This is a genomic window from Candidatus Corynebacterium faecigallinarum, from assembly GCF_052264515.1.
GTDB classification, from domain to species: Bacteria; Actinomycetota; Actinomycetes; order Mycobacteriales; family Mycobacteriaceae; genus Corynebacterium; species Corynebacterium faecigallinarum.
The window spans coordinates 1-23,260 of the sequence record NZ_JBQQOC010000018.1; the positions used below are offsets into that span (position 1 = coordinate 1).

Below are 23,260 nucleotides of genomic sequence, written 5' to 3' on the forward strand. Positions count from 1 at the left end.
AGTTTAATGGCCTGCCCCGCTACGGTGCCCGGTAGTCCAGTGCCGTGGGGGCCTCTTCACGCTCGTCAGCGACATCGTCCTCACCGTCTCCGGGGCGGGGAATACGGTTACCACCGCACTCGGGGTAGGTCCGTTGGCCAGCGCGTCTGAGAAAGGATCAAATACCCGACTGTCACCGGAGTGCAGAGACCGCGTCCGTCATCCTCCGGTGCGCTTCGGTGATCGCTGCCGGAACTCGACTGAACAGTCCCAAGTGCTCGGACCTTGCCAGCATCTCCTCGTTCCACCGCGCCGGGTCGACACGGAGCAGCCGGTCACGGTCGACAGGGCTGAGATCTGCAGGTTCCAGGCCACGGAGATTCAATTCTCCGGCGGAAGGCACCATACCCACAGGCGTGTTCACCCCGTGGACATCCCCTTCCCGGTATTCCAGGATCCACAACAGCGCACGAAGATTCTCCCGGAATCCCGGCCACAGGTAGTGCCCGTCCTGTGGGTCGCGCTGGAACCAGTTCACGTGGGCGATCGTCGGAGGATCAGAAAGCTTGTCGAACATGTCGAGCCAGTGCTGCAGGTAATCTCCTTCACCGTACGACATGAACGGTCTCATGGACATTGGGTCGTACCGGAGGCGGCCCTCCACACCTTCTGCAGCGAACGTCGCCTCAGCCCCGAGAGTGAAACCGTCATAGACGCCGTCAGCCACGCTGTCGACCACGCGGGCAAGCGGCTCGCGGTCCCGGGTCCGTCCACCGAAGATAATCAGGTCGACGGGTACACCCGCGGGATCGTCGGCATCGTCGGCGATTGTGGTGACGTTGGAGAGACCACTCGTGAAACGACCGTTCGGATGAGCCCACGGGTTGCCCTCCTCGCCGGGAGCGCGGTCGTCAATCAGTGTCCCTGTCCAGTCTCTCCATCCGGATGTGTCTTCAGGCGGTTCTGGTGTCCGGCCTTCCCACCACACCTCCCCGGTGTCGTCGTTGTACGCGACATTGGTGAAGATGGTCCCGCTTCCCGGTACCACAGCCTCCATAGCTGCAGGATTGGTCCGATCGTTGGTGTCGCGTGCTACCCCAAAGACCCCGTTCTCCGGGTTCATCGCGTAGAGGCGCCCATCCTCACCCACCCACATCCACGCAATGTCATCACCGTAGAAACTCACCCTGTACCGTTCTCCCAGGGCATCCGGCGGGAGTGTCATCGCCAGATTGGTCTTGCCCGAGGCGCTCGGGAAGCCGCCCGCAACGTGCCAGGTCTTTCCCGTCTCCGTGTCGGTGATCCCCATCAGCATGAACTGTTCTGCAAGGAACTTCCCTGACTCTCTCCCATCATAGGACGCCAACCTCAAGCCGTGGGCGATCTTACCCAGCAGGGCATTTCCACCATACGCAGAACCGTAATGCAGGATCATGCGCTCATCGGCGATGGTGGCGAACATCCGCCGATCCTCCGCAGTACCCTGCCCCAACCTGTCGAGATCTCCGGTAACGTGCACACCACGGACGAAGAAGTCCCCTACGCCTGTGATGTAGTCGGCACCAACGCGTGCCATTCGCATCATCTGGAGAACGACAGTCCGGTCGTCAGTGAGTTCGACGCCGACGCCGTACCGCGCGAGTGGGCTACCGGGCACAGCCATCAGATACGGGACCACATACATCGTTTTCCCTCTCGATGCTCCGGCCATACACCCGACGATGTCACGCTTCACCTCGTCTGCGTGCCTCCAGTTGTTGTAGATTCCCCGGTCAGCAGGATCTGACGTCGCGACGATGGTGCGTTCCTCGGAACGGGCGGTGTCGCGGATATGCGACCGGGAGTAATAGCGGCGATCTCCGGCATACCGGAGTTCTCCAGCCTCAAGTGCCTCGTCTGTGAGACGCTGGTCGTCATCGGCGTCGATGATCTCGATGCGGTCCGGCTCGGTAATCTCCGCCCATTCGCGGATGAAGTCGTGAACTGCAGCGTTCTTGATATCCGCTCCAGTTATCTCCCCGGTGTAGGTCATATCTGTCTTCCTCTTTCCTGTTTTATCGTGTCAGTGAGACTCGCCCCGTCAGAGCATGCAGCTCACGCAGCCTTCGACCTCGGTTCCCGCCATGGCCGTCTGGCGCAGCCGGATGTAGTACAAAGTCTTGATGCCCTTGCGCCAGGCGTAGATCTGCGCCTTGTTGATGTCACGCGTGGTGACCGAGTCCTTGAAGAACAACGTCAACGACAGCCCCTGGTCCACGTACTTCGTCGCCACCGCATAGGTGTCGATGATCTTCTCGTAGCCGATCTCGTAGGCATCCTCGAAGTACTCGAGGTTGTCGTTGTCCATATGCGGCGCCGGGTAGTAGACACGACCGATCTTGCCTTCCTTGCGGATCTCGATCTTCGACGCGATCGGGTGAATCGACGACGTGGAGTTGTTGATGTAGGAGATCGATCCCGTCGGCGGCACTGCCTGCAGGTTCCGGTTGTACAACCCGTCAGCCATCACCGCCGCCTTCAGTTCGGCCCAGTCCTCGTTGGTGGGGACGTGGATCGAGGAGCTCTCGATGATGGCCGCGACCTTCTCGGTGCGCGGCTGGAAGGTCGCGGGGTCGTAGGCGTCGAAGAACACCCCGGAGGCGTAGTCGGAGTTGGCGAAGTTCCGGAACGTCGTGCCACGCTCGCGGGCGATGGCGTTGGACGCCTTGAGGCATTCGTACATCACCGCAGCGAAGTAGACGTTGGTGAAGTCCAACCCCTCGTCCGACCCGTAGTGGATGTGCTCGCGTCCGAGGAACCCGTGCAGGTTCATCTGCCCCAGTCCGATCGCGTGCGATCCGTCGTTGCCCTCACGGATCGACGGCACCGAGTCGATGGCGGTCTGGTCCGACACCGCGGTGAGACCACGGATGGCCGTCGCGATGGTCCGGGAGAAGTCCTCGGAATCCACCGCAGCGGCGATGTTCAACGACCCCAGGTTGCAGGAGATGTCCTCACCGACCTGAGAGTAGGTAAGGTCATCGTTGAACTCGCTGGGGGTGGCGACCTGGAGGATCTCCGAGCACAGGTTGGAATGCGTGATACGCCCCTCGATCGGGTTCGCCCTGTTCACCGTGTCCTCGAACATGATGTACGGGTAACCGGACTCAAACTGGATCTCGGCGAGGGTCTGGAAGAACTGGCGGGCGTTGATCTTCCTCTTGCGGATCCGCGGATCCTCGATCATCTCCTCGTAGTGCTCGGTCACGGAGATGTCGGCGAAGGGGCGCCCGTAGATGCGCTCGACGTCGTACGGGGAGAACAGGTACATGTCGTCGTTACGCTTGGCCAGTTCGAAGGTGATGTCCGGGATGACGACACCCAACGACAACGTCTTGATCCGGATCTTCTCGTCGGCGTTCTCGCGCTTGGTGTCGAGAAACTTCATGATGTCCGGGTGGTGGGCGTTCAAATACACCGCACCGGCCCCCTGACGTGCACCGAGCTGGTTGGCGTAGGAGAAGGAGTCCTCCAGCAGCTTCATCACCGGGATCACACCGGACGACTGGTTCTCGATGTGCTTGATCGGCGCCCCGGTCTCACGCAGGTTACTCAGCAACAGCGCCACACCACCGCCACGCTTCGACAACTGCAGCGCGGAGTTGATGGAACGGCCGATGGACTCCATGTTGTCCTCGATGCGCAACAGGAAGCAGGACACCGGCTCGCCCCGCTGTGCCTTGCCGATGTTCAAAAAGGTCGGCGTGGCCGGCTGGAACCGGCCGCCGATGATCTCGTCGACAAGATGGCCGGCCAGTGTGATGTCACCGTCGGCCAGACCCAGCGCGACCATGCATACGCGGTCCTCGTAACGCTCGAGGTAGCATCGTCCGTCGAAGGTCTTCAGCGTGTAGGACGTGTAGTACTTGAAGGCACCGAGGAACGTCTTGAAACGGAACTTGTGGGAGTATGCGCGCTTGAACAGCGCCTTGATGTCGGCGAACTCGTACTTGCCGAGCACCTCCGGGTCGTAGTACTTGTTGTCGACCAGGTAACCGATCTTCTCTTCCAGGTCGTGGAAGTAGACGGTGTTCTGGTTGACGTGCTGCAGGAAGTACTGGTTGGCGGCCTCACGGTCCTTGTCGAACTGGATCTGACCGTCGGCATCGTACAGATTGAGCAGCGCATTGAGCTGGTGGTAGTCCAGCTGATCTGCCTGCATTGTGGTAGTCATCAGTACTCGCTCTCCGATCCGGACTCTGCGACCGTCCAGTTGAATGACCTGTCCCGGTACAGCGCCGGTGGCCCGGGGGAACCCGGGATCCAGGTGGCCTGTACCGGGCAGATGAACAAGGCACTTCCTGCAACGGGGATGGTCCTGGTCACCCGAGTGAGCAGGCACCCGTACACACCGTCGACCTGGGGAAGCCCCCCGAGACCGGTCTGCCACTCGACCTGCGCAAACCGGTCCGCACCGTGTTCAGCGCATGTCCGTGCAGCCTCGACTCCCTCGGTCGACATCGCGTGGACGAGGACCTGCTCCGCGGCAAGAAACTGCGGCAGCACCGACGCACTCTCCCGGAGAGAGAAAGCGACTGTCGGCGGATCCGAGGACACCGACGTCAACGACGACACCGTCGTACCGACCGGACTACCGTCCGCGTCCCTCGTCGTGACGATCCATACGTCCTGCGGAACGCTCCGGAACAGCGTCCGGAATCCTGCGGCCGTCACCGTCATTCCGAGGACCCCGGGGTCTCGTCGGTGATCACCGTTCCTGCCTTCTTCCCGGATGCCAGGGAGAAGATCGTGTCCAGGTGGATCAGGACGGCACGCTTCGGTTCCTTCATTCCGTTGGCGGCAGCGAACTCCAGGCAGTTGTCCCACGCCGGGCCGTCAGTGACCGCTTCGGCACGGCCGAGGAAGCGGTAGCCGTCGAGCGCCTCACGGTCGATCACAGCCACGGCGACGCGTGACCCTGCCTCAATATTCTCGAGGTGCTGGCCACCGGTGTTCTCGTTGTAGATCAGGGTGTGGTCGTTGTAGACACGGAGCGACCGTTTCGGGCCGATATTCGGGGTTGTCGGGTCACTAACCGTCGCAAGGATCGGCAGCTGGGTTCCGAGCATGCTTTTCATGGGTTCCGTGATCTTTGTCTCGTGGGACATCAGTTCTCCTTCGGTAGTGGGGACAAGGTCACGTCGGCGATCGTAGCACGGTGTTCATTACATGGTACATTGAAGTTCATGCCATTGAACTTCGACTCACGGCGCGGTCCGCTGCTCGTGTACTTCTCTTCGGTGTCAGAAAACACGCGCCGGTTCATCAGCAAAGTCGGTCTCCCATCAGTCCGGATACCCCTGCGACGCGGTGAGCCCCCACTCGCGGTCCGCCAACCATTTGTTCTGGTAACCCCGACCTACGGTGGCGGCGCCGCAGAAAGAACCGTCCCTCGCCAGGTAATCCACTTCCTCAATGAGCCGGAGAACAGGCAGTGGATCCGCGGCGTCATCACCGCCGGGAACACGAACTTCGGTGCCGCCTACTGCGCCGCAGGGCCGATCATTGCAAGGAAGTGTGAAGTACCGGAGCTCTACCGCTTCGAGCTTCTCGGCACCCGACGCGACGTGGACACCGTCCGCGACGGCCTCCTGCGCCAGTGGGACCGACTCTGTGCCGGCCCCCGACCACTACCCCAGCCATAAAGGAGAATCCATGACCTACATCGACCATTCCCAGACTCCCCCGCAGTGGCAGAACGGGTCGGATGTGCCCCTCCGTCCAGTGAACTGGAACCGGATCCAGGACTCCAAGGACCTGGAGATCTGGCAGCGATTGACGAGCAATTTCTGGCTGCCGGAGAAGGTCCCGCTGTCGAATGACCTCAGCAACTGGTGGAGCCTCACCGACCGGCAGCGGACGCTGACCACGCGGGTGTTCACCGGGCTGACCCTCCTCGACACCGTCCAGGCGACCGTCGGCGAGATCAGCCAGATTCCCGACGCCCGCACCGAACACGAGCAGGCCGTCTACGCCAACATCGCCTTCATGCAGGCGGTTCACGCCCGTAGTTACAGTTCGGTATTCAGCACCATGTGCAGCTCAGCCGAGATTCAGGACGCCTACACCTGGTCCGTGGACAATACGGTACTTCAACGCCGTGCCACCGACGTCATGGCCCACTACCGGTCAGACGATCCTCTGAAACGCAAGGTCGCGGCGACCCTGCTGTCGTCCCTACTCCTCTACGCAGGGTTCTACCTGCCTCTGTGGTACTCCAGCCGAGGGGTGATGATGAACACGGCGGACATGATCCGTCTGATCCTGCGCGACAAGGCCGTGCATGGCTACTACTCCGGATACAAGTACCAGCAGGGCCTGGAGGCACACCCTGAGCGCGCTGGAGAAATGGAGGACTTCACCCTGAATCTCACCGCGGAGCTCCTCGCCCTGGAGCGCGAGTACTCCGAGGACCTCTATCAACTCGTCACCGACGAGCCCGGCAACAGGCTCAGGTACTCCGGGGTCGATGCCTTCGTCCACTACAACGCAGACAAGGCCCTGATGAACCTCGGATACGCCCCGCAGTACGACAAGGAATCCGCAGGAGTCGAACCGGAGATCCTCGCCGCACTGTCACCCGAATCCGCCGAGACCCACGACTTCTTCAGTGGCTCAGGCTCCGCCTACGTGATCGGGCGTACCGAGGCGACCGAGGAGACCGACTGGTCGTTCTGACCGCCCTAACTGCCGTCTCGCTACTTCCCCCAGCTGTCCGAGGAGTCCCCGAAGCGGTGCTCCAGCTCACGGCGGAACGTCTCCACCGCAGTGATCAGCCGGTTGTCCGAGTCGCCGACATTGTCCCGTTCCAGGCCGATCATCGGGAACCGGATGTCCGTCGGGATCTCGGAGTCATGCAGGCCGTTCCGACGGGCCAGGATGATGACCTCTTCCGCCGCCGCCAGTGCCGATGGTGCCGAGGGTGCCGAGGGCGTCTCTGTCGGGTTCGTCACCGCGGCGAATGTCGTCGCATGCGGTTCCTCACGGTGTGTCGCCTCCTCCTTGTGCGCCGGCTTCCCCTCACTGACCCGTCCCTCGGCCCACAGGCGGTCCTGCTCGTCACGGGACACCGGACGCTCCACGTCCTCGAAGAGGTACGGCGCCCGTGACCGCATCTTCGCCACGAATGCACCGGCGACATGCCCGATGTCGAACGCGCCCCGCCGGTTCGCGATCTCCGCGTGGAAGAGCACCTGCAGCAGGATGTCCGACAGTTCCGTGCACAGCTCCTGCTGGTCGATCCCGGACTCGTCCTCACCGGGTCCCACCTGGTCGATGACCTCGGCCAGTTCCTCGGTCTCCTCCCGGAGGTAGGCCAGCAACGAGTGGTGGGTCTGGGACTGCTCCCACTCCCCCTGTCGCATCGCACGGGTCATCAACGCCACGGCATCCTCGACCTCGTCCATCACCGACGACGGCACCTCGGTGCGCGAGGTCCGACGCAGCCCGGCCACCGCGGCGGTGTGGTCGTCCGTGCCGACGATCTCCCCGTCCACGACGCCGCCGCCCGAGTAGTCCACGGCTGCCGGTTGCTGCCCGGTCGTCGCAGTCAGCGCCGGGTCCGACGCCGCCTCGATCTCCCGGTCCCCGGCCATCTCCATCAGCAGACTCGGCGCCTTGACCAGCTTGTCCCCCCGCTCGAGGCGCTCCATGACGGCTTCATTGGCGAGGTCGGTGGTGACGATCACCTCGGTGTCGTCCACCGTGTGCCCGCCGAGGTCGGCGATGACCCAACGGATCCGTACGGGCACCTCCTCGGTGTAGCAGACGTCATCACCGAGCAGCGGTACCGCCTCCACAGGCAGCATCGCGGGGAACCTGGGATCCAGCAGCACGACTGACATGGAGGTCAGTGTACCGGGTCACCGTCCGGTCTCAGCGGGTAACCGGCTCCGTGTGTCCGGCCACCGCTGTGACGTCGCGTCGCGGCACGCCCGCCAGGTCGGTCAACACATTGGCGCACCACTGGACCAGGTCGAGGTCGCGCAGGGCGACGGCCCGCATCCCGGACCCCTCCTTCGGCACCGGGACCAGCACCGTCTTGGGTGTCGCCCGGTACGTCGCCGCGGGGAACAGCCGCTTGAGACGCACCTGCCCGGAGTCTGCCAGCGTGATCGGGGAGAAACTGATCTTCGCCCCGGTCTGGACGACCTCGGTGACGTCCAGGTCCCGGCACACCATCCGCAGGCGTGCGACGACCACGAGCCGCTGCACCTCCTCGGGGATGTCACCGTAGCGGTCCCGCAACTCCTCCAGCACCTGCTCCAACGCCTCGTCGTCGGTGGCTTCGGCGAACTTACGGTAGGCCTCCAGCCGCAGCCGCTCGCTGGCGATGTAGGTCACCGGGATGTGCGCGTCGACGGGCAGGTCGATCCGGATCTCCCGTCGTTCCGCCGTGTCCGAACCGTCCACCGTCTCCCCGTCCGCCATCGCACGGAAGGCCTCGACAGCTTCACCGACGAGCCGGACGTAGAGGTCGAAACCGATCCCGGCGATGTGCCCGGACTGCTCGGCACCCAGGACGTTGCCCGCACCACGCATCTCCAGGTCCTTCATCGCCACCGCCATGCCCGCGCCGAGGTCATTGTTCTGCGCGATCGTGGTCAGCCGGTCGTAGGACGTCTCGGTGAGCGTCTCCCCCTTCGGGTAGAGGAAGTAGGCGTAGGCGCGCTCACGCGACCGCCCGACCCGACCACGTAGCTGGTGCAGCTGGGACAGGCCCATATGGTGGGCGTTCTCCACGATCAGGGTGTTGGCGTTGGCGATGTCCAGCCCGGTCTCGACGATGGTCGTGCACACCAGCACGTCGAACTCCCGGTCCCAGAACCCCTGCACGGTGGTCTCCAGCTGTTCCTCGCTCATCTGACCGTGGGCGACGACCACCCGCGCCTCCGGGACGAGCTGCCGGATCCGCGAGGCGGTGTCCTCGATGCTCCTTACCTTGTTGTGGACGTAGAAGACCTGCCCGTCGCGCAGCAGCTCCCGGCGGATCGCCGCGGCCACGTGCTTCTCGTCCTGTGAGCCGACGTAGGTCAGCACCGGATGCCGGTCCTGCGGCGGGGTGAGGATCGTCGACATCTCACGGATGCCCGCCATCGACATCTCCAGGGTGCGCGGGATCGGTGTGGCCGACATCGTCAGCACGTCGACGTGGGTACGCAGCGACTTGATGTGTTCCTTGTGCTCCACACCGAAGCGCTGCTCCTCGTCGACGACGATCAGCCCCAGGTTCTTCCACTGGATACCGGTGCCCAGCAACCGGTGGGTGCCGATCACGATGTCGACAGTGCCGTCGGCCATTCCCGCGAAGATCTCCGTGGACTCCTTCGGCGAGGTGAACCGGGACAGTTCCCGGATCTGTGTGGGGAAGTCCTGCATCCGGTCGATGAACGTGCGGTAGTGCTGCTGCGCCAACAGCGTGGTCGGCACCAGCAGGGCGACCTGTTTGCCGGACTGCACGGCCTTGAACGCCGCACGCACCGCCACCTCGGTCTTGCCGTAGCCGACGTCACCGACGATCACCCGGTCCATCGGCACCGGCTTCTCCATGTCACCCTTCACCGCCTCGATGGCGTTGAACTGGTCCTCGGTCTCGGTGAAGGGGAACGCCTCCTCCATCTGCCGCTGCCACGGCGAGTCCGGGTCGAAGGCGTAACCGGGTGCGGCCTGCCGGGCCGCGTAGAGCTGCACCAGCTCCCCGGCGATCTCCCGGACCGCCCCGCGTGCCTTCTTCTTGGTGTTCTTCCAGTCCGACCCGCCCATCTTCGACAGCGACGGTTTCTCGCCGCCGACATAGCGGGACAGCAGGTCCAGCTGGTCCATCGGGACGTAGAGCTGGTCACCGGGACCACCCCGCTTCGACGGGGCGTACTCCAGCACCAGGTACTCGCGTCGGGACGCGTCCGGCCCCTTGCCGATCGTCCGCTCGGTCATCTTCACGAACTTGCCGATGCCGTGCTGGTCATGGACGACCAGGTCACCCGGGGCCAGGGCCAGCGGATCCACCCGGTTGCGCTTCTTGGCGGGTTTACGGCGCCCGGTCGCACTGGCCTCGACACGGTTACCCGTGACGTCGGACTCGGTGATGAACAGCAGCTCCCGGGTGTCCAGCCCGGCATGTGCCGCGGCCTGGTAGATGCTGACCGTCCCGGTGGCGGGCACCTCGTCGGGGGTGTGCTTCGACCGCCGCATCCTGCCCTGCCCGGTGATGCCGTCAAGGTCCACGCCCACGGCCTCTGCTGCGATCCCGGCCTCCCGGAACCGCCGCAGCATCCGGGCCACGATCGTCGGCGACGGTGCAGCGTAGGCCACCCGTCCGCCGTCCTCCACCCGACGACGGATCGTGGACATCAGCTGGCCGATGGCCTCCATCTCTCCGTGCGGTGCCGGAGCGACGTCGAAGTCGAGCAGCAGCGGCTCAGCATCCCCGTCATCGCCGTCGTCCCAGTCCGCCACACCGGTCGGCGACAACGTCCACCACGGCACCCCCAGCGCGTCCTGCGTCTTCTGCAGCGACTCCATGCTCCGGTACCCCGCCCGGTCCACGTCCCGGTCACCGGAACCGTCGGCGATGGAGCTGACGTCCACCGGAGCGGCACCACCCATCGCCGCGACCTCCCACCCCGCGGCAAGGAACTCGCGACCGGTCGCGATGAGGTCCTCGGCGCGTCGCTGCACGGCGGCCGGTGCGAGCACCACGGTATGGGCGCCGTCGGGCATGAGCTCGGGAAGCGTCTGCATCGGCCCGTCGTAGAGCAACGGGATCAGCGACTCCATGCCCTGCACCGGGGTGTGCTGGCTGATCTTGTCGAAAGCCTCCGCCAGCTCCGGGTTCCCCGCGTTCTCCCGCGCCAGCGACTCCGCCCGCCGGGCGACGTCGTCGGTGATCAGGAGCTCCCGGACGGGATGGGCGAAGACCACCTGCGTGACCGCCTCCGGGATCGTCCGCTGGTCCCCCACCGAGAATGCGCGGACCTCACTGACCTCGTCGCCCCAGAACTCGACACGCACCGGCATCTCCGCGGTCGCCGGGAAGATGTCGAGGATCCCGCCGCGGGTCGCGAACTCCCCACGGCATCCCACCACGTCGGAGTGGGTGTAACCGAATTCCACCAGACGCTTCTGCACCTCGGCGAAGTCGAGTTCCTCGCCTTCCACCAGCCGCACCGGTTCTACCTCCCCCAGGCCGGCCATCACCGGCTGGACCACCGAGCGGGTGGGGGCGACGAGCACCTGCACCTGGCCGTGGGCGAGCCGGTAGAGCGCCTGACGACGTTGCGACACCGTATCCACCCCCGGCGACAGCCGCTCGTGCGGCAACGTCTCCCAGGACGGCACCAGCGCCACCGTGTCCCCCAGCATCGCGGTGAGCTGGGCCGTCAGGTCCTCGGCCTGGCGCCCCGTCGCCGTCACCAGAAGCACCGGGGCATGCTGTGCCAGCGCGCCGACGGCAAACGGCCACGCCGCCTCCGGGCCCTGCAGGTGCAGACGCCGGTCACCGACGTGGGTGACCATGCCCCTCAGCTTCGGATCGGAGGCGACGGAACGCAGCACCCCGGACAGCGGAGGTGTCGGGGTTGTGTGGGTGGCACTCATGGGCAACCATCGTAGTCTGACGACCATCAGGTAGAGTGACCGGTTGACCGGGACGGGCGATCGAGCCCCGGCCCCGGGCATTCCCCCATGGTGTAATCGGCAACACTGCGGTTTTTGGTACCGTCATTCCAGGTTCGAGTCCTGGTGGGGGAGCTTTTCATGTCCGGGAGGGGCGGCCCGTGCACTGAATCTCTCCGCCGCGGCGTTAGACTGTCGGTCATTCGCGTGATCCACCTCCGCAGTCGACCGCCAATGTGTAAGGACACCGCCCATCGTGACTGAACAGAACAAGCCGGTCGCCGTCGTCGTACTCGCCGCCGGTGCCGGGACCCGCATGAAATCCGCCACGCAGAAGACCCTGCACTCCATCGGCGGACGGACCCTGCTGGCGCACAGTCTGCACGCCGCGGACACCGTCTCCCCCGAGCGCATCGTCGCCGTCGTCGGTCACGGCCGCGACCAGGTCGGCCCCGCCGCCGAGACGATCGCCGGCGAACTCAGCGCCCCGGTTGACCTCGCCGTGCAGGAGGAGCAGCTCGGCACCGGCCACGCCGTCCAGTGCGCCATGCCCGCACTGGACGGGTTCGAGGGCACCGTCATCGTGACGAACGCCGACGTCCCGCTGCTGACCGGCGACACCCTCGGTCACCTGCACGCCGCGCACACCGAGGTGCCGACGGCCGTGACGGTGCTCACCACGGACCTGACGGACGCCTACGGTTACGGCCGCATCATCCGTAACGACGAGAACGAGGTCACTGCCATCGTCGAGGAGAAGGACGCCACGGCCTCCGAAAAGGCCGTCACCGAGATCAACTCCGGTGTCTTCGCCTTCGACGCCACCATCCTGCGGGACGCCCTGACCCGGCTGCGCGCCGACAACTCCCAGGGCGAGCTCTACCTCACCGACGTGCTCGGCATCGCCCGCCACGACGGCCACCCGGTGCGCGCCCACCGTTCCGACGACCCCCGTGAACTCGCCGGGGTCAACGACCGGGTCCAGCTCGCCGCCGCCGGTGCCGAGCTCAACCGTCGCACCGTGGAGGCCGCGATGCGCGGCGGAGCGACCGTCGTCGACCCGAACACCACCTGGATCGACGTCGAGGTCACCATCGGCCGCGATGTCACCGTCCTGCCCGGCACACAGCTCAAAGGCACCACCGCCATCGCCGACAACGTCACCGTCGGCCCGGACTCCACCCTCGTGAACGTCACGGTCGGCGAGGCCTCCTCGGTGGTGCGCACCCATGCCATCGATTCCGTCATCGGTGCCCACGCCGAGGTCGGCCCCTTCACCTACCTTCGTCCCGGCACCACCCTCGGCGACCACGGCAAGCTCGGCGGCTTCGTCGAGACCAAGAACGCCACCATCGGCACCGGGTCGAAGGTCCCCCACCTCACCTACGTCGGCGACGCCACGATCGGTGAGCAGTCCAACATCGGTGCGTCCAGCGTCTTCGTCAACTACGACGGTGTCACCAAGCACCACACCACCGTCGGTTCGCACGTGCGTACCGGTTCGGACACCATGTTCATCGCCCCGGTCACCGTCGGCGACGGCGCGTACTCCGGCGCCGGCACCGTGATCAAGGACGACGTCCCCGCCGGCGCTCTGGCGATCACCGAGGGGCGCCAGCGCAACATCGAGGGCTGGGTGGTGCGTAAGCGCCCGGGCACTCCGGCCGCTGAAGCTGCTGAAGCCGCCGGCACTGACGGCGCTGACGGCGCTGACGGCGCTGACGGAAGTTCCGGTACGCAGGCCGGGAACCCCGGCAGATAACCCTGATTGGGTTCAGGCAAAGCCTGCACCCTACACTCATTTCAGCGATAAACTCTGAGATTCCTAACCGCGTAGGAAAGGTCGTAGAACCCGTGTCCCACTGGATCGACAATCAGAAGAACCTGATGCTCTTCTCCGGTCGTGCTCACCCCGAGCTGGGCGAAGCCGTCGCCCGCGAACTCGGCATCGAGCTGACCCCCACCACCGCCCACGACTTCGCCAACGGCGAGATCTTCGTGCGGTTCGAGGAGTCGGTCCGTGGCTCCGACGCCTTCGTGCTTCAGGCTCACCCGCAGCCGCTGAACAAGTGGGTCATGGAACAGCTCATCATGATCGACGCCCTGAAGCGCGGCTCCGCCAAGCGCATCACCGCGATCCTGCCGTTCTACCCCTACGCCCGCCAGGACAAGAAGCACCGCGGCCGCGAGCCGATCTCCGCCCGCCTGATCGCCGACCTGCTCAAGACCGCCGGCGCGGACCGGATCGTCTCGGTGGACCTGCACACCGACCAGATCCAGGGCTACTTCGACGGCCCGGTGGACCACATGCACGCCATGCCGATCCTCACCGACTACATCATCGACAAGTACGGCATGGACGACCTCTGCGTGGTCTCCCCCGACGCCGGTCGTGTCAAGGTCGCCGAGAAGTGGTCCAACGTCTTCGGCGGCGCCCCGCTGGCCTTCGTCCACAAGACCCGTGACATGGACGTGGCCAACAAGGTCACCGCCAACCGCGTCGTCGGTGACGTCGACGGCCGCACCTGCATCCTGCTCGACGACATGATCGACACCGGCGGAACCATCGCCGGCGCCGTGCAGGTGCTGCGCGAGGCCGGTGCCGGTGACGTCATCATCGCCACCACCCACGGTGTCTTCTCCGGCCCGGCCCGCGAGCGTCTCAACAGCTGCGGCGCCCGTGAGGTCATCACCACCGACACCCTGCCCCAGGACACCGAGGGCTGGGACAACCTCACCGTCCTGCCGATCGCCCCGCTGGTCGCCAAGACCGTCCACGAGATCTTCGAGAACGGTTCGGTCACCACGCTCTTCGAGTGATACACTGTCCCTCGTCTCGGCGAGGGCTGGTGCAGAACCGGCCGTTATCGGCGCGAATATGTTCCATGGTGTTCCCCTGGGACTGATCGTACGAACTTCGTGAAGCCGCAGCCTGCCTGCGGCTTTTTTCGTGAGACAGCACAGATGAACGTCAGTTCTTTCCCTATCTTCACTACCCAGGAGGACACCATGTCCAAGAGCAACATCATCCGCATCAGCGCCCTGCCCCGCACCGAGTTCGGCAAGGGTGCCTCCCGTCGTCTGCGTCGCGACTGGCGCGTCCCGGCCGTGCTGTACGGATCCTTCCACGAGCCGTTCCACGTGAGCTTCGACCTGCTCGAGTTCCAGGGCATCGTCCGTAACCACGGCGTCAACGCCATCCTCGAGGTCGAGGTCGACGGCGAGGACAACCTGTGCATGATCAAGGCCGTGGACCAGAACGTCCTGACCCTGGACATCGACCACGCCGACCTGCTCTCCGTCAAGCGCGGCGAGAAGGTCGAGGTCGACGTCCCGGTCGTCGCCGAGGGCGAGGCCGCTGCCGGCACCCAGGTCGTCCAGGACGCCGACGTCGTCACCGTCGAGGCCGACGTGCTCTCCATCCCCGAGGAGATCACCTTCTCCATCGAGGGCAAGGAGATCGGCGACCAGGTCCTCGCCGGCGACCTGCAGATGCCGGCCAACACCTCCCTGGTGTCCGACGCCGACACTCTGATCGTCAACGTCATCGCCCCCGAGGTCGCACCGGAGCCCGAGGAGTCCACCGAGGCCGAGGCTCCCGCCGAGGGCGAGGCCGAGTCCGAGGGCGACTCCGAGGAGTAGTCCTCTCGACGGTCCTACCGTGAGCACGGTCCCCCGGGACCCGTGTGGGAGACTGGAGCAGTGAACAACACTGCCCAGTCTCCTTTTCTCATTGTCGGGCTCGGTAACCCCGGCACCGAGTACGCCGGTACCCGCCACAACATCGGCGCGATGGTCATCGACGAACTCGCCGGGCAGTGCGGTGGCCCGGCCAGGCCGGCGACCCTGAGCGTGAACCGCAAGCTCAACGCCCGGGTCGCCGAAACCCGCCTGGGCGACGAGCGTGTCATCCTGGCCGTCCCGCGCAGTTACATGAACACCTCCGGCGGGCCGGTCAAGGCGTTGGCCACCTACTACCGGATCCCCGCCGACCACGTGCTGGTGATCCACGACGAGCTCGACCTCGACCTGGGCCAGATGAAGCTCAAGAACGGTGGTGGGCTCAACGCTCACAACGGGTTGAAGGACGTGGCGAAGTCGCTGGGCACCCGCGATTTCCCCCGCCTGCAGGTCGGTATCGGACGACCCCCCGGACGCATGGCCCCGGCGTCGTACGTCCTGAAGCCTTTCTCCGCCGCGGAGAACAAGGAGCTGCCGATCGTACTGGCCGATGCCGCGGACCTCGCCGAGGATGTCGCCGTAGGTAGGGTGACCCCATGAGCATCCTGCACAAGTTGATCACCCTGCTGCCGTCGCTCCGCCGCGAGCGGGTGGAGAAGACCGCCGAGTCTGCTCTGCCTCCGGCCCAGTGGCTGGTCATCGGGTTGGGCAACCCGGGGGCGAAGTACGCCGGTACCCGGCACAATGTCGGCTACCTGGCCGTCGACCGGCTGCTGGAACGACGCGGTGCCGACCTGTCGCCGGTGCGAGGGGTCAAGGCGGCCGTGTCCCGGATCGAGCTCGGCGGTGACGGTGCTGACGGTGGTGAGGGTGGTGAGGGTGGTGAGGGCACCGAGGGCGTCCTGCTGGTACGGTCCACCACTTTCATGAACCTCAGCGGTGAGGCCGTCGCCCCGCTCGCGACGTCCTACGGCATCGACGCCGACCACGTCATCGCCGTCCACGATGAACTCGACCTGCCGCCCGGCGTGGTGAAGGTGAAGCTCGGTGGCAACGAGAACGGCCACAACGGACTGAAGTCGATCACCGAGAAGCTCGGCACGCGTGACTACATCCGGGTCCGGGTCGGTATCGGACGCCCCGCCGCCGGCACCGGTGTGGTCGAGCACGTGCTGACCGCGCTCGACGCCGAGCATGACTGGGAGGCCGTCGCCGACACCGCAGCCGATGCGGTGGAGATCATCGCCGGAAAGGGGCTGTCCGCGGCCCAGAATGAGATCCACGGGCGGCGCTGATCTCCCGGGTTCCCGGTCAAGAGTAAAATGCGGGCATGGCTGAATCGTCTCCCCGCTCTCTTTCCGGTTCCCTGCCCCGGTCGTTCCGGGACACCCCCGACACCTTCCTCGCACAGTCACTCGGCGGCTTTGTCGCCTCCCATCCCGATGCCCGCTGGGACGATCACGGATTCATCGCCCGGGCGACCCCGGTCGTCACCGATGCGGGTGGCCCTGCCGTCGCGGTCATCTCCGGCGGCGGTTCCGGACATGAGCCGATGCATTCCGGATTCCTCGGCGAGGGGATGCTCGCCGCCGCGGTCCCCGGCCACCTGTTCACCTCCCCGAACGCCGTCCAGATCACCGAGGCCACCCGCTGGGCCAATGACGCCGGCGGCGGCCGGGGCGTGGTCCACATCGTGAAGAACTACACCGGGGACATCATCAACTTCCGCGTCGCCCGACAGGGACTGCCGGAGGTGGACACCCGCGAGGTCATCGTCGCCGACGACGTCGCCACCGGTGGCTCAGCAGACCCGGAGAGTTCGGACGGACCGGGTCGCCGCGGGACCGGGGCGACGATTCTCGTCGAGAAGGTCGCCGGCGCCGCCGCCCACCGGGGCTACTCGCTCAATGAAGTCAGCCGCGTCGCCCGGACCGTCGCCGACAACTCCCGGTCCATGGCCGCAGCCCTGGCACCGGGGCATCTGCCGACGTCCGGTCGTGACACCTTCGATCTCGACGAGGGTGAGATGGAGATCGGTGTCGGCATCCACGGTGAGCCGGGGGTGGAACGGACCGGCGTCTCCGAGGCCGCCGAGGTGGCCTCCCGCCTGGTCGACGGTATCGTCGACGACCTGGGACTGACCGCGGGAGACTCGGTGATCGGCCTGGTCAACGGACTGGGCGGAACGACCCTCCTGGAGCTGAACCTGGTTTTCGACCATGTGCTGCGCCGCCTCACCGACGCCGGGATCCGGGTCGCCCGCAGCTTCGTCGGCAGTTACGTGACCTCGGTGAACATGGCGGGTGTCTCGGTGAGCCTCACCCGCCTCGGCAAGGGCACCGCGGCCGCAGCAGGCACAGAGATCCTCGATCTGCTCGATGCACCCACCTCTGCCCCGGCATGGCCGCAGACCATCGGTGTCGACCCTGCCCCGGTGGACGCCACCATGCACGTCCCCGAGGACATTCCGGGTGGTGGCCCGGAGGACGGGACCAACGAATGGTTGTCCGCCTTCGTCGCCGGGGTCGTCGGTGCCGTCGACGATCTCACCGAGCTCGACCGGCTGGCCGGCGACGGTGACTTCGGGACGAATATGCAGGCAGCCTTCGGTGATCTACCGCAACCACTGACCGGTTCTGATGCGGACGTGCTGGCGGCGCTGGCCAACCGGCTCTTCGTCCGTGCCGGTGGCACATCGGGTGCGGTGTTCGGAACACTGTTCCGCGAGATGTCCGTCACCGCCGCCGGCGGGGCGGATGCCGGACTCACCGCCGGAGAACTCGCCGAGGCCCTGCAACGTGCCCTCGTCGCCGTGACTGGGCTGGGAGGTGCCGCCCCCGGTGACCGCACCATGGTGGATGCCCTCGCCCCTGCGGCCGCCGCCGCGAAGGACGCGGTGACCGGCGCTGGCGCGTCCTCCCCCGATGCCGCACCAGACCTCGCCGCGATCCATGCGGCGGCGATGGAGGGCGCCCGCTCCACCGCCGACCTGTCCGGCCACAAGGGTCGGGCATCCTACCTCGGCGACCGGGCACGCGGTGTCATCGACCCCGGCGCGCTCGTCGTCGCCTGGCTCTTCGGCGGTGCCGGGGAGATGAACTGAGGACATGGCCCGACACTCCCGGAACAACCGGAGCGCCCAGGGCACGGAGTCCCCGGTAGCCGGCATCTACGAGGGCAGTTCCGGCCCCATCGAGCTCGAACCCGACCCATACCTCGACGACGGCTGGGTGATCAAGGTCAACGGTGTCCCCAGTTCGCACGTGGTGATCGGTGCCCCACGCGAGCTGGTCTTCGAGTACATGCAGTGGATCGCCGTGGCGGTGGAGTCCCATCTGCCGGAGGCTGGGCTGGATCCCGCGACCCTGCGTCTGACCCACCTGGGCGGTGGTGCATGTTCCCTGGCCCGCTACTTCGCCGATGTCTACCCCACCTCACGCAACACGGTGGTGGAGCTGGACCGGGCCCTGGCGGACCTGGTGCGTTCCTCCTTCGACCTACCGCGCAGCCCCCGGGTGAAGATCCGGGTGGACGATGCCTGGGACGTCGCCGAGTCCTTCGTCCCGGACAGTCGGGACGTGATCATCCGCGATGTCTTCGCCGGTGACGTCACCCCGTACGACCTGACGACGGTTGATTTCTTCACGCACTGCCGCCGCGGACTGGCCCCCGGTGGGCTCTACGTGGCGAACTGCGGCGACCACGCCGATCTCCGCGGGGCGAAGGCCGAGCTCGCCGGCATGGCCGAGGTGTGGGAGCACGTCGCCGTCATCGCCGATCCCCCGATGCTGAAGGGTCGACGGTACGGCAACATCGTCCTGCTCGCGTCCGACACCGAACTGCTGGCCGACGCCACACCGGCGATGTCGACGGCGATGTCGACGGCGATGCGACGCCTGCTGGGCGGCGCGGTTCCCGCCCAGTACAAGGACGAGACGTGGACGCGCCGGTTCTTCTCCGGAGCGGCACCGCGTCAGGAGCAGACGTAGCATCGGGGCATGACCTCCGCACCGCAGCACTCCCCTGGCTCACCTGACTCACCTGACTCTCCGTTCACGCGTCCCTCCGTGGCCCTCGGCACCTGGTCCTGGGGGTCCGGCAAGGTCGGTGGTGACACTGTCTTCGGCAACCACCTGGACACCGACGACCTGCGCCCCGTCGTCGAGGCCGCGATGGCGAATGGGCTGACCCTGTGGGACACCGCACCGGTCTACGCCCTCGGCGAGTCCGAACGCATCCTCGGCGAACTGCTCGCCGACCACGACCGCGACTCCTACCAGCTATCCACGAAGTTCACCCCGGGCATCGCCCACCAGTACGACAACTCGATGTCCACCATGCTCGACGCCAGCCTGCAGCGGCTCGGCACCGACCACGTGGACCTGTACTGGATCCACAACCAGGACGACATCGAGAAGTGGACCCCGCAGCTCATCCCGCTGGTTCAGCAGGGCAAGGTCAGGACGGTCGGTGTGTCGAACCACAGCCTGGCCCAGATCGAGCGGGTGACCGAGATCCTGGGCGAGGCAGGGATCCCGCTGTCCGCGGTGCAGAACCACTACAGTCTGCTGTTCCGTGACTCCGAGGACACCGGGATCCTGCAGCACTGCCTGGACACCAACGTGGACTTCTACTCCTACATGGTCCTGGAACAGGGGGCACTGACCGGCGCCTACAACACCGCGAACCCGCTACCGGAGGGCAGCGACCGGGCGGCAACCTACAATGCCGTCCTGCCGCAACTAGAGACTCTCACCACGGCCATGTCGGAGATCGGGGAAGCCCACGGTGGCCTGTCGGTCGCCGAGGTCGCCTCTGCGTGGGCGCTGGGCAAGGGTACCCTCCCGATCATCGGGGTGACCAAGGCGCGGCAGGTGGAGTCGCAGCTACGCGCTGCCCGGGCGGAGCAGTCAGGGGGTCTGACCCAAGCCGAGACCACCCGACTGGAGGACCTGGCAGCAGCGGCGGACCTGCAGGTCCGCGGGGCATGGGAGAAGCCACTGGTCTAGCTGTAGTTCCCCGTGAGGTTGTGAACACGTGCTGAGGGGGTCGCACCTCCGATAGCCGTGTTCACAACCTCACGGGGAACTACACCTAGCACCCGGAACGGTGGGGAGATCGACGCTGGTCTAGTGTCGGGCCTGTTGTCGGGCCATGTGCCGGGCGGCGATCATCCCGAAGACACTCGCCGGGCCGATCGTTGACCCCGGCCCCGGGTAGGTCCGTCCCATCACGGCGGCAGAGTTGTTGCCCGCCGAATACAGACCCTCGATGACACTGCCATCGGCACGCAGGGCCCGGGAGTGCTCGTCACAGACCACACCACCCTTGGTGCCGAGGTCGCCGATGACCAGCTTCACCGCGGAGAAGGGCTTCTTCTCCACCGTGCCCAGGTTCGGGTTGGGGTGCACGTTCGGGTCGGAGTAGTACCGGTCGTAGGCGGAGTTGCCGCGTCCGAAATCGCCGTCCACCCGGCGCGGGCGAAGCCGTTGAACCGCTCGACGGTCTCCCGCAGCACCTCCGGGTCCGCACCGATGCTCACCGCCAGTTCCTCGATGGTGTCCTCCTTGTGCAGCACCCCCTCGGCCTTGAGCGCCTTCGCGCCGGACGGGTCGAGCATGTAGTTGCGCAGGTACTTCAACGCATGGATCTTGTCGGTGACCAGCCAGAAGTCACCGTCCTTGTCGTGCTCCAGCATGTGGTGGCCCAGGTCGACATAGGACTCCGACTCATTGGCGAAGCGGCGGCCCTGCGCATCGACGATGATGCCGTGCGGTACCGAACGCTCACCGAGCACGAACAGCGCCCCGGGTTTCGACGTCGGAGCCACCGACGCTCCCCACCAGGCCTCGTCCAGTAGTTCGGTCGCCGCCCCGGCGTCCACCGCGATCTCCTGACCCGGCCGTGTACGGGATCCGCCCTCCGGCGATCACCATCTCCACCTGACGGTCGGACAGGCGGTGTCGCAGCAGGACGTCCCGGCCGCCGATCGTCGCCTGGACCGTGTCTCCGCCGCGCAGGGCGTCCCGTAGTCCGTCGATGATGACCTCGTCGCCCTGCGATATCTGGTCATGGGCGGCAGGGTCGTCGAACTCGAGTGGGAGAATCCCGAAGTTGGCGAGATTCTGCCAGTGGATACGGGCGAAGGACTTTGCGATCACCGCGCGCAGCCCCAGGTAGCGTGGCGCGATCACCGCATGCTCACGCGAGGACCCCTGCCCGTAGTTGTCACCGGCGACGACCACATGGCCGCCCTCCAGGTCCGCCGTCCGCTCGTAGTAGGTGGAGTCGATACGGGAGAAGCTGAACTCCGAGATCTTCGGGATATTGCTGCGGTACGGCAGGACGCGCGAACCGGCCGGCATGATCTCGTCGGTGGAGACATCGTCGTCCATGACCAGAGCCACCGGAAGATCCAGTTGGTCGTCCAGGGGGTCGAAGTCCGGCAGTGAGGAGATGTTCGGCCCCTTGTCCAGCTCGATCTTCGACGCCTCCTCGGGGGCAAGTGGGGCGAGCAGCATATCGTCCACGGTGCTGAACTTCTCCGGCATCTCCGGCCTGGGGTAGGTCATGTCGTACAACGACTCCAGCTCGCGTGGATCGGTGATCTCACCGGTCAGCGCCGCAGCCGCCGCAGTCTCCGGCGAGCACAACCAGACCGAGTCCTCCTCGGTCCCCGACCTGCCCGGGAAGTTGCGCGGCATGGTGCGCAGGGAGTTCCGGCCAGTGGCCGGTGCCTGGCCCATCCCGATACAGCCCATACAGCCGGACTGGTGGATACGCGCACCGGCGGTCACCAGTGAGGTCAGCCAGTCTCCTGCGATGAGGTCGGCCAGCACCTCCCGCGACGTCGGGTTGATGTCCACCGAGACCTCCCGGGCCGTCTGCCTGCCGTCGAGGATCTCGCCGACGACGGCGAAGTCACGCAGGCCGGGGTTCGCCGAGGACCCGACCACCACCTGGGAGACGTCCTCGTCCCGGACCTCCCGCACCGGCACGACATTGCCGGGCGAGGACGGGCGGGCGATCAGGGGCTCGAGCTCGCCGAGATCGATGTGCTCGGCGATGTCGTATTCTGCACCCTCGTCGGCGACCAGCCTGGTGTAGTCATCGGAGCGTCCCACGGCGTCAAGGTAGTCACGCGCGATGTCGTCGGCGGGGAAGACACTGGCGGTTGCACCGAGCTCGGCACCCATGTTCGCGATGACGTGCCGGTCCATCGCCGTCAACTGTTCCAGACCCGGGCCGTGGTACTCGATGATCCGGCCGACCCCGCCCTTCACCCCGTGCCTGCGCAGCATCTCCAGCACGACGTCCTTGGCGGAGACCCAGTCGGGGAGCTCACCGGTGAGTTCCACGCCCCACACCTCCGGCATGGTCACGTAGAGGGGCTCACCGGCCATCGCCATGGCGACCTCGAGGCCACCGACACCGATGGCCAGCATCCCCAGGGCACCGGCGGCACAGGTGTGCGAGTCGGATCCGATCATCGTCGCACCGGGCCGACCGAAGTGTGCCTGGTGCACCGGGTGTGAGACACCGTTACCTGCCCGGGAGAACCACAGCCCGTAGCGTTGCGCCGCCGACTGGAGGAAGGCGTGGTCGTCCGGGTTCTTCTCGTCGGTCTGCAGCAGGTTGTGGTCGACATACTGCACCGACAGTTCGGTCTTGACCCGGTCCAGCCCCATGGCCTCCAGCTCGAGCATCACCATGGTGCCGGTGGCGTCCTGGGTGAGCGTCTGGTCGACGGTCAGGGCAATCTCACTGCCCGGTGTCATCTCACCGTCGACGAGGTGGTCGGCGATGAGCTTCTGCGCGACATTTCTCCGTGTACTTGTGTTCTCGATCTTTGCGGTCTTCTCGGTCGTCACGGTTATCACTCCAGAAAGTTGTGGATTTCTGTGGATTGCTGTGAATTTCTGCGGATATTCTGTCGTCAGCGGGCTCT

General features: G+C 65.9%; 17 protein-coding genes, 1 tRNA gene and 1 pseudogene. 11 read left to right on the forward strand and 8 right to left on the reverse strand.

Annotation, left to right across the window (positions count from 1 at the left end):
• Nucleotides 1-172: 172 nt before the first annotated feature.
• Genes ACTXPP_RS10025 through ACTXPP_RS10040 form a run of 4 tightly spaced genes read right to left on the reverse strand, consistent with a single transcriptional unit; the run spans nt 173 to nt 5,126 of the window.
• On the reverse strand, nt 173-2,011 hold the full coding sequence (locus ACTXPP_RS10025; protein ID WP_301494503.1) for a phosphoenolpyruvate carboxykinase (GTP): 1,839 nt from the start codon (nt 2,009-2,011) through the stop codon (nt 173-175).
• A gap of 48 nt (nt 2,012-2,059) precedes the next feature.
• Nucleotides 2,060-4,192 (reverse strand): class 1b ribonucleoside-diphosphate reductase subunit alpha, encoded by a 2,133-nt coding sequence (gene nrdE, locus ACTXPP_RS10030; RefSeq protein ID WP_301494505.1) that lies wholly within the window; start codon nt 4,190-4,192, stop codon nt 2,060-2,062.
• Nucleotides 4,192-4,698 carry a flavin reductase family protein gene (locus ACTXPP_RS10035; protein WP_301494507.1) on the reverse strand — a complete coding sequence of 169 codons (507 nt, stop codon included), beginning with the start codon at nt 4,696-4,698 and terminating at the stop codon, nt 4,192-4,194. The genes nrdE and ACTXPP_RS10035 overlap by 1 nt, the downstream gene beginning before the upstream one ends.
• Nucleotides 4,695-5,126 (reverse strand): pyridoxamine 5'-phosphate oxidase family protein, encoded by a 432-nt coding sequence (locus ACTXPP_RS10040; protein ID WP_301494509.1) that lies wholly within the window; start codon nt 5,124-5,126, stop codon nt 4,695-4,697. Before ACTXPP_RS10040 ends, ACTXPP_RS10035 begins: the two co-directional genes overlap by 4 nt.
• A gap of 78 nt (nt 5,127-5,204) precedes the next feature.
• On the opposite strand from ACTXPP_RS10040, the gene nrdI reads away from it, so the two are divergent.
• Nucleotides 5,205-5,663 carry a class Ib ribonucleoside-diphosphate reductase assembly flavoprotein NrdI gene (gene nrdI, locus ACTXPP_RS10045; RefSeq protein WP_301494511.1) on the forward strand — a complete coding sequence of 153 codons (459 nt, stop codon included), beginning with the start codon at nt 5,205-5,207 and terminating at the stop codon, nt 5,661-5,663.
• A 10-nt stretch (nt 5,664-5,673) separates the two neighbouring features.
• Nucleotides 5,674-6,696, forward strand: coding sequence for a class 1b ribonucleoside-diphosphate reductase subunit beta (nrdF, locus tag ACTXPP_RS10050; RefSeq protein WP_301494513.1), 1,023 nt, complete (start codon nt 5,674-5,676; stop codon nt 6,694-6,696).
• Between the two features lie 20 nt (nt 6,697-6,716).
• On the opposite strand, the gene ACTXPP_RS10055 is transcribed toward nrdF, so the two are convergent.
• Both ACTXPP_RS10055 and mfd read right to left on the reverse strand, forming a co-directional pair.
• The gene (locus ACTXPP_RS10055; protein WP_301494515.1) at nt 6,717-7,862 is read right to left on the reverse strand and encodes a MazG nucleotide pyrophosphohydrolase domain-containing protein; all 1,146 of its coding nucleotides are present in this window, start codon (nt 7,860-7,862) and stop codon (nt 6,717-6,719) included.
• A gap of 31 nt (nt 7,863-7,893) precedes the next feature.
• Nucleotides 7,894-11,613 carry a transcription-repair coupling factor gene (mfd, locus tag ACTXPP_RS10060; RefSeq protein WP_301494516.1) on the reverse strand — a complete coding sequence of 1,240 codons (3,720 nt, stop codon included), beginning with the start codon at nt 11,611-11,613 and terminating at the stop codon, nt 7,894-7,896.
• A gap of 81 nt (nt 11,614-11,694) precedes the next feature.
• Here mfd and ACTXPP_RS10065 point away from each other — a divergent pair.
• From ACTXPP_RS10065 to ACTXPP_RS10105, 9 genes are all read left to right on the forward strand, one after another.
• Nucleotides 11,695-11,766, forward strand: a tRNA-Gln gene (locus ACTXPP_RS10065).
• A gap of 121 nt (nt 11,767-11,887) precedes the next feature.
• Complete coding sequence (gene glmU / locus ACTXPP_RS10070) at nt 11,888-13,393, forward strand: bifunctional UDP-N-acetylglucosamine diphosphorylase/glucosamine-1-phosphate N-acetyltransferase GlmU (RefSeq protein WP_301494518.1); 1,506 nt, start codon at nt 11,888-11,890, stop codon at nt 13,391-13,393.
• 92 nt (nt 13,394-13,485) lie between these two features.
• Nucleotides 13,486-14,451, forward strand: a complete 966-nt coding sequence (locus ACTXPP_RS10075) for a ribose-phosphate diphosphokinase (protein WP_443342018.1) — start codon at nt 13,486-13,488, stop codon at nt 14,449-14,451.
• A 189-nt stretch (nt 14,452-14,640) separates the two neighbouring features.
• Nucleotides 14,641-15,273 (forward strand): 50S ribosomal protein L25/general stress protein Ctc, encoded by a 633-nt coding sequence (locus ACTXPP_RS10080; RefSeq protein WP_441609487.1) that lies wholly within the window; start codon nt 14,641-14,643, stop codon nt 15,271-15,273.
• A 60-nt stretch (nt 15,274-15,333) separates the two neighbouring features.
• A complete protein-coding gene (gene pth, locus ACTXPP_RS10085) occupies nt 15,334-15,912 on the forward strand; it encodes an aminoacyl-tRNA hydrolase (protein WP_441583551.1) in 579 nt (192 codons plus the stop codon).
• Nucleotides 15,909-16,607 (forward strand): aminoacyl-tRNA hydrolase, encoded by a 699-nt coding sequence (gene pth, locus ACTXPP_RS10090; RefSeq protein ID WP_443342020.1) that lies wholly within the window; start codon nt 15,909-15,911, stop codon nt 16,605-16,607. Before pth (ACTXPP_RS10085) ends, pth (ACTXPP_RS10090) begins: the two co-directional genes overlap by 4 nt.
• 35 nt (nt 16,608-16,642) lie before the next feature.
• On the forward strand, nt 16,643-18,415 hold the full coding sequence (locus ACTXPP_RS10095) for a dihydroxyacetone kinase family protein (RefSeq protein ID WP_301494527.1): 1,773 nt from the start codon (nt 16,643-16,645) through the stop codon (nt 18,413-18,415).
• 4 nt (nt 18,416-18,419) lie between these two features.
• Nucleotides 18,420-19,301, forward strand: coding sequence for a spermidine synthase (locus tag ACTXPP_RS10100; protein ID WP_301494529.1), 882 nt, complete (start codon nt 18,420-18,422; stop codon nt 19,299-19,301).
• A 9-nt stretch (nt 19,302-19,310) separates the two neighbouring features.
• Nucleotides 19,311-20,321, forward strand: coding sequence for an aldo/keto reductase (locus tag ACTXPP_RS10105; RefSeq protein WP_301494531.1), 1,011 nt, complete (start codon nt 19,311-19,313; stop codon nt 20,319-20,321).
• 120 nt (nt 20,322-20,441) lie between these two features.
• Here the strand turns inward: ACTXPP_RS10105 and ACTXPP_RS10110 are convergent.
• Nucleotides 20,442-21,205 (reverse strand): annotated as a pseudogene (locus ACTXPP_RS10110) (FAD-binding protein); the annotation flags it as partial.
• Nucleotides 21,099-23,183 carry an aconitate hydratase gene (locus ACTXPP_RS10115; protein ID WP_301494535.1) on the reverse strand — a complete coding sequence of 695 codons (2,085 nt, stop codon included), beginning with the start codon at nt 23,181-23,183 and terminating at the stop codon, nt 21,099-21,101. The pseudogene ACTXPP_RS10110 and the gene ACTXPP_RS10115, both read right to left, overlap by 107 nt.
• Nucleotides 23,184-23,260: the final 77 nt, after the last annotated feature.

Coding starts and splice junctions, on each gene's coding strand:
- ACTXPP_RS10025 (WP_301494503.1), bottom strand. CDS start 2,011: ATGACCTACACCGGGGAGATAACTGGAGCGGATATCAAGAACGCTGCA.
- nrdE (WP_301494505.1), bottom strand. CDS start 4,192: ATGACTACCACAATGCAGGCAGATCAGCTGGACTACCACCAGCTCAAT.
- ACTXPP_RS10035 (WP_301494507.1), bottom strand. CDS start 4,698: ATGACGGTGACGGCCGCAGGATTCCGGACGCTGTTCCGGAGCGTTCCG.
- ACTXPP_RS10040 (WP_301494509.1), bottom strand. CDS start 5,126: ATGTCCCACGAGACAAAGATCACGGAACCCATGAAAAGCATGCTCGGA.
- nrdI (WP_301494511.1), top strand. CDS start 5,205: ATGCCATTGAACTTCGACTCACGGCGCGGTCCGCTGCTCGTGTACTTC.
- nrdF (WP_301494513.1), top strand. CDS start 5,674: ATGACCTACATCGACCATTCCCAGACTCCCCCGCAGTGGCAGAACGGG.
- ACTXPP_RS10055 (WP_301494515.1), bottom strand. CDS start 7,862: ATGTCAGTCGTGCTGCTGGATCCCAGGTTCCCCGCGATGCTGCCTGTG.
- mfd (WP_301494516.1), bottom strand. CDS start 11,613: ATGAGTGCCACCCACACAACCCCGACACCTCCGCTGTCCGGGGTGCTG.
- ACTXPP_RS10080 (WP_441609487.1), top strand. CDS start 14,641: ATGTCCAAGAGCAACATCATCCGCATCAGCGCCCTGCCCCGCACCGAG.
- pth (WP_443342020.1), top strand. CDS start 15,909: ATGAGCATCCTGCACAAGTTGATCACCCTGCTGCCGTCGCTCCGCCGC.
- ACTXPP_RS10095 (WP_301494527.1), top strand. CDS start 16,643: ATGGCTGAATCGTCTCCCCGCTCTCTTTCCGGTTCCCTGCCCCGGTCG.
- ACTXPP_RS10100 (WP_301494529.1), top strand. CDS start 18,420: ATGGCCCGACACTCCCGGAACAACCGGAGCGCCCAGGGCACGGAGTCC.
- ACTXPP_RS10105 (WP_301494531.1), top strand. CDS start 19,311: ATGACCTCCGCACCGCAGCACTCCCCTGGCTCACCTGACTCACCTGAC.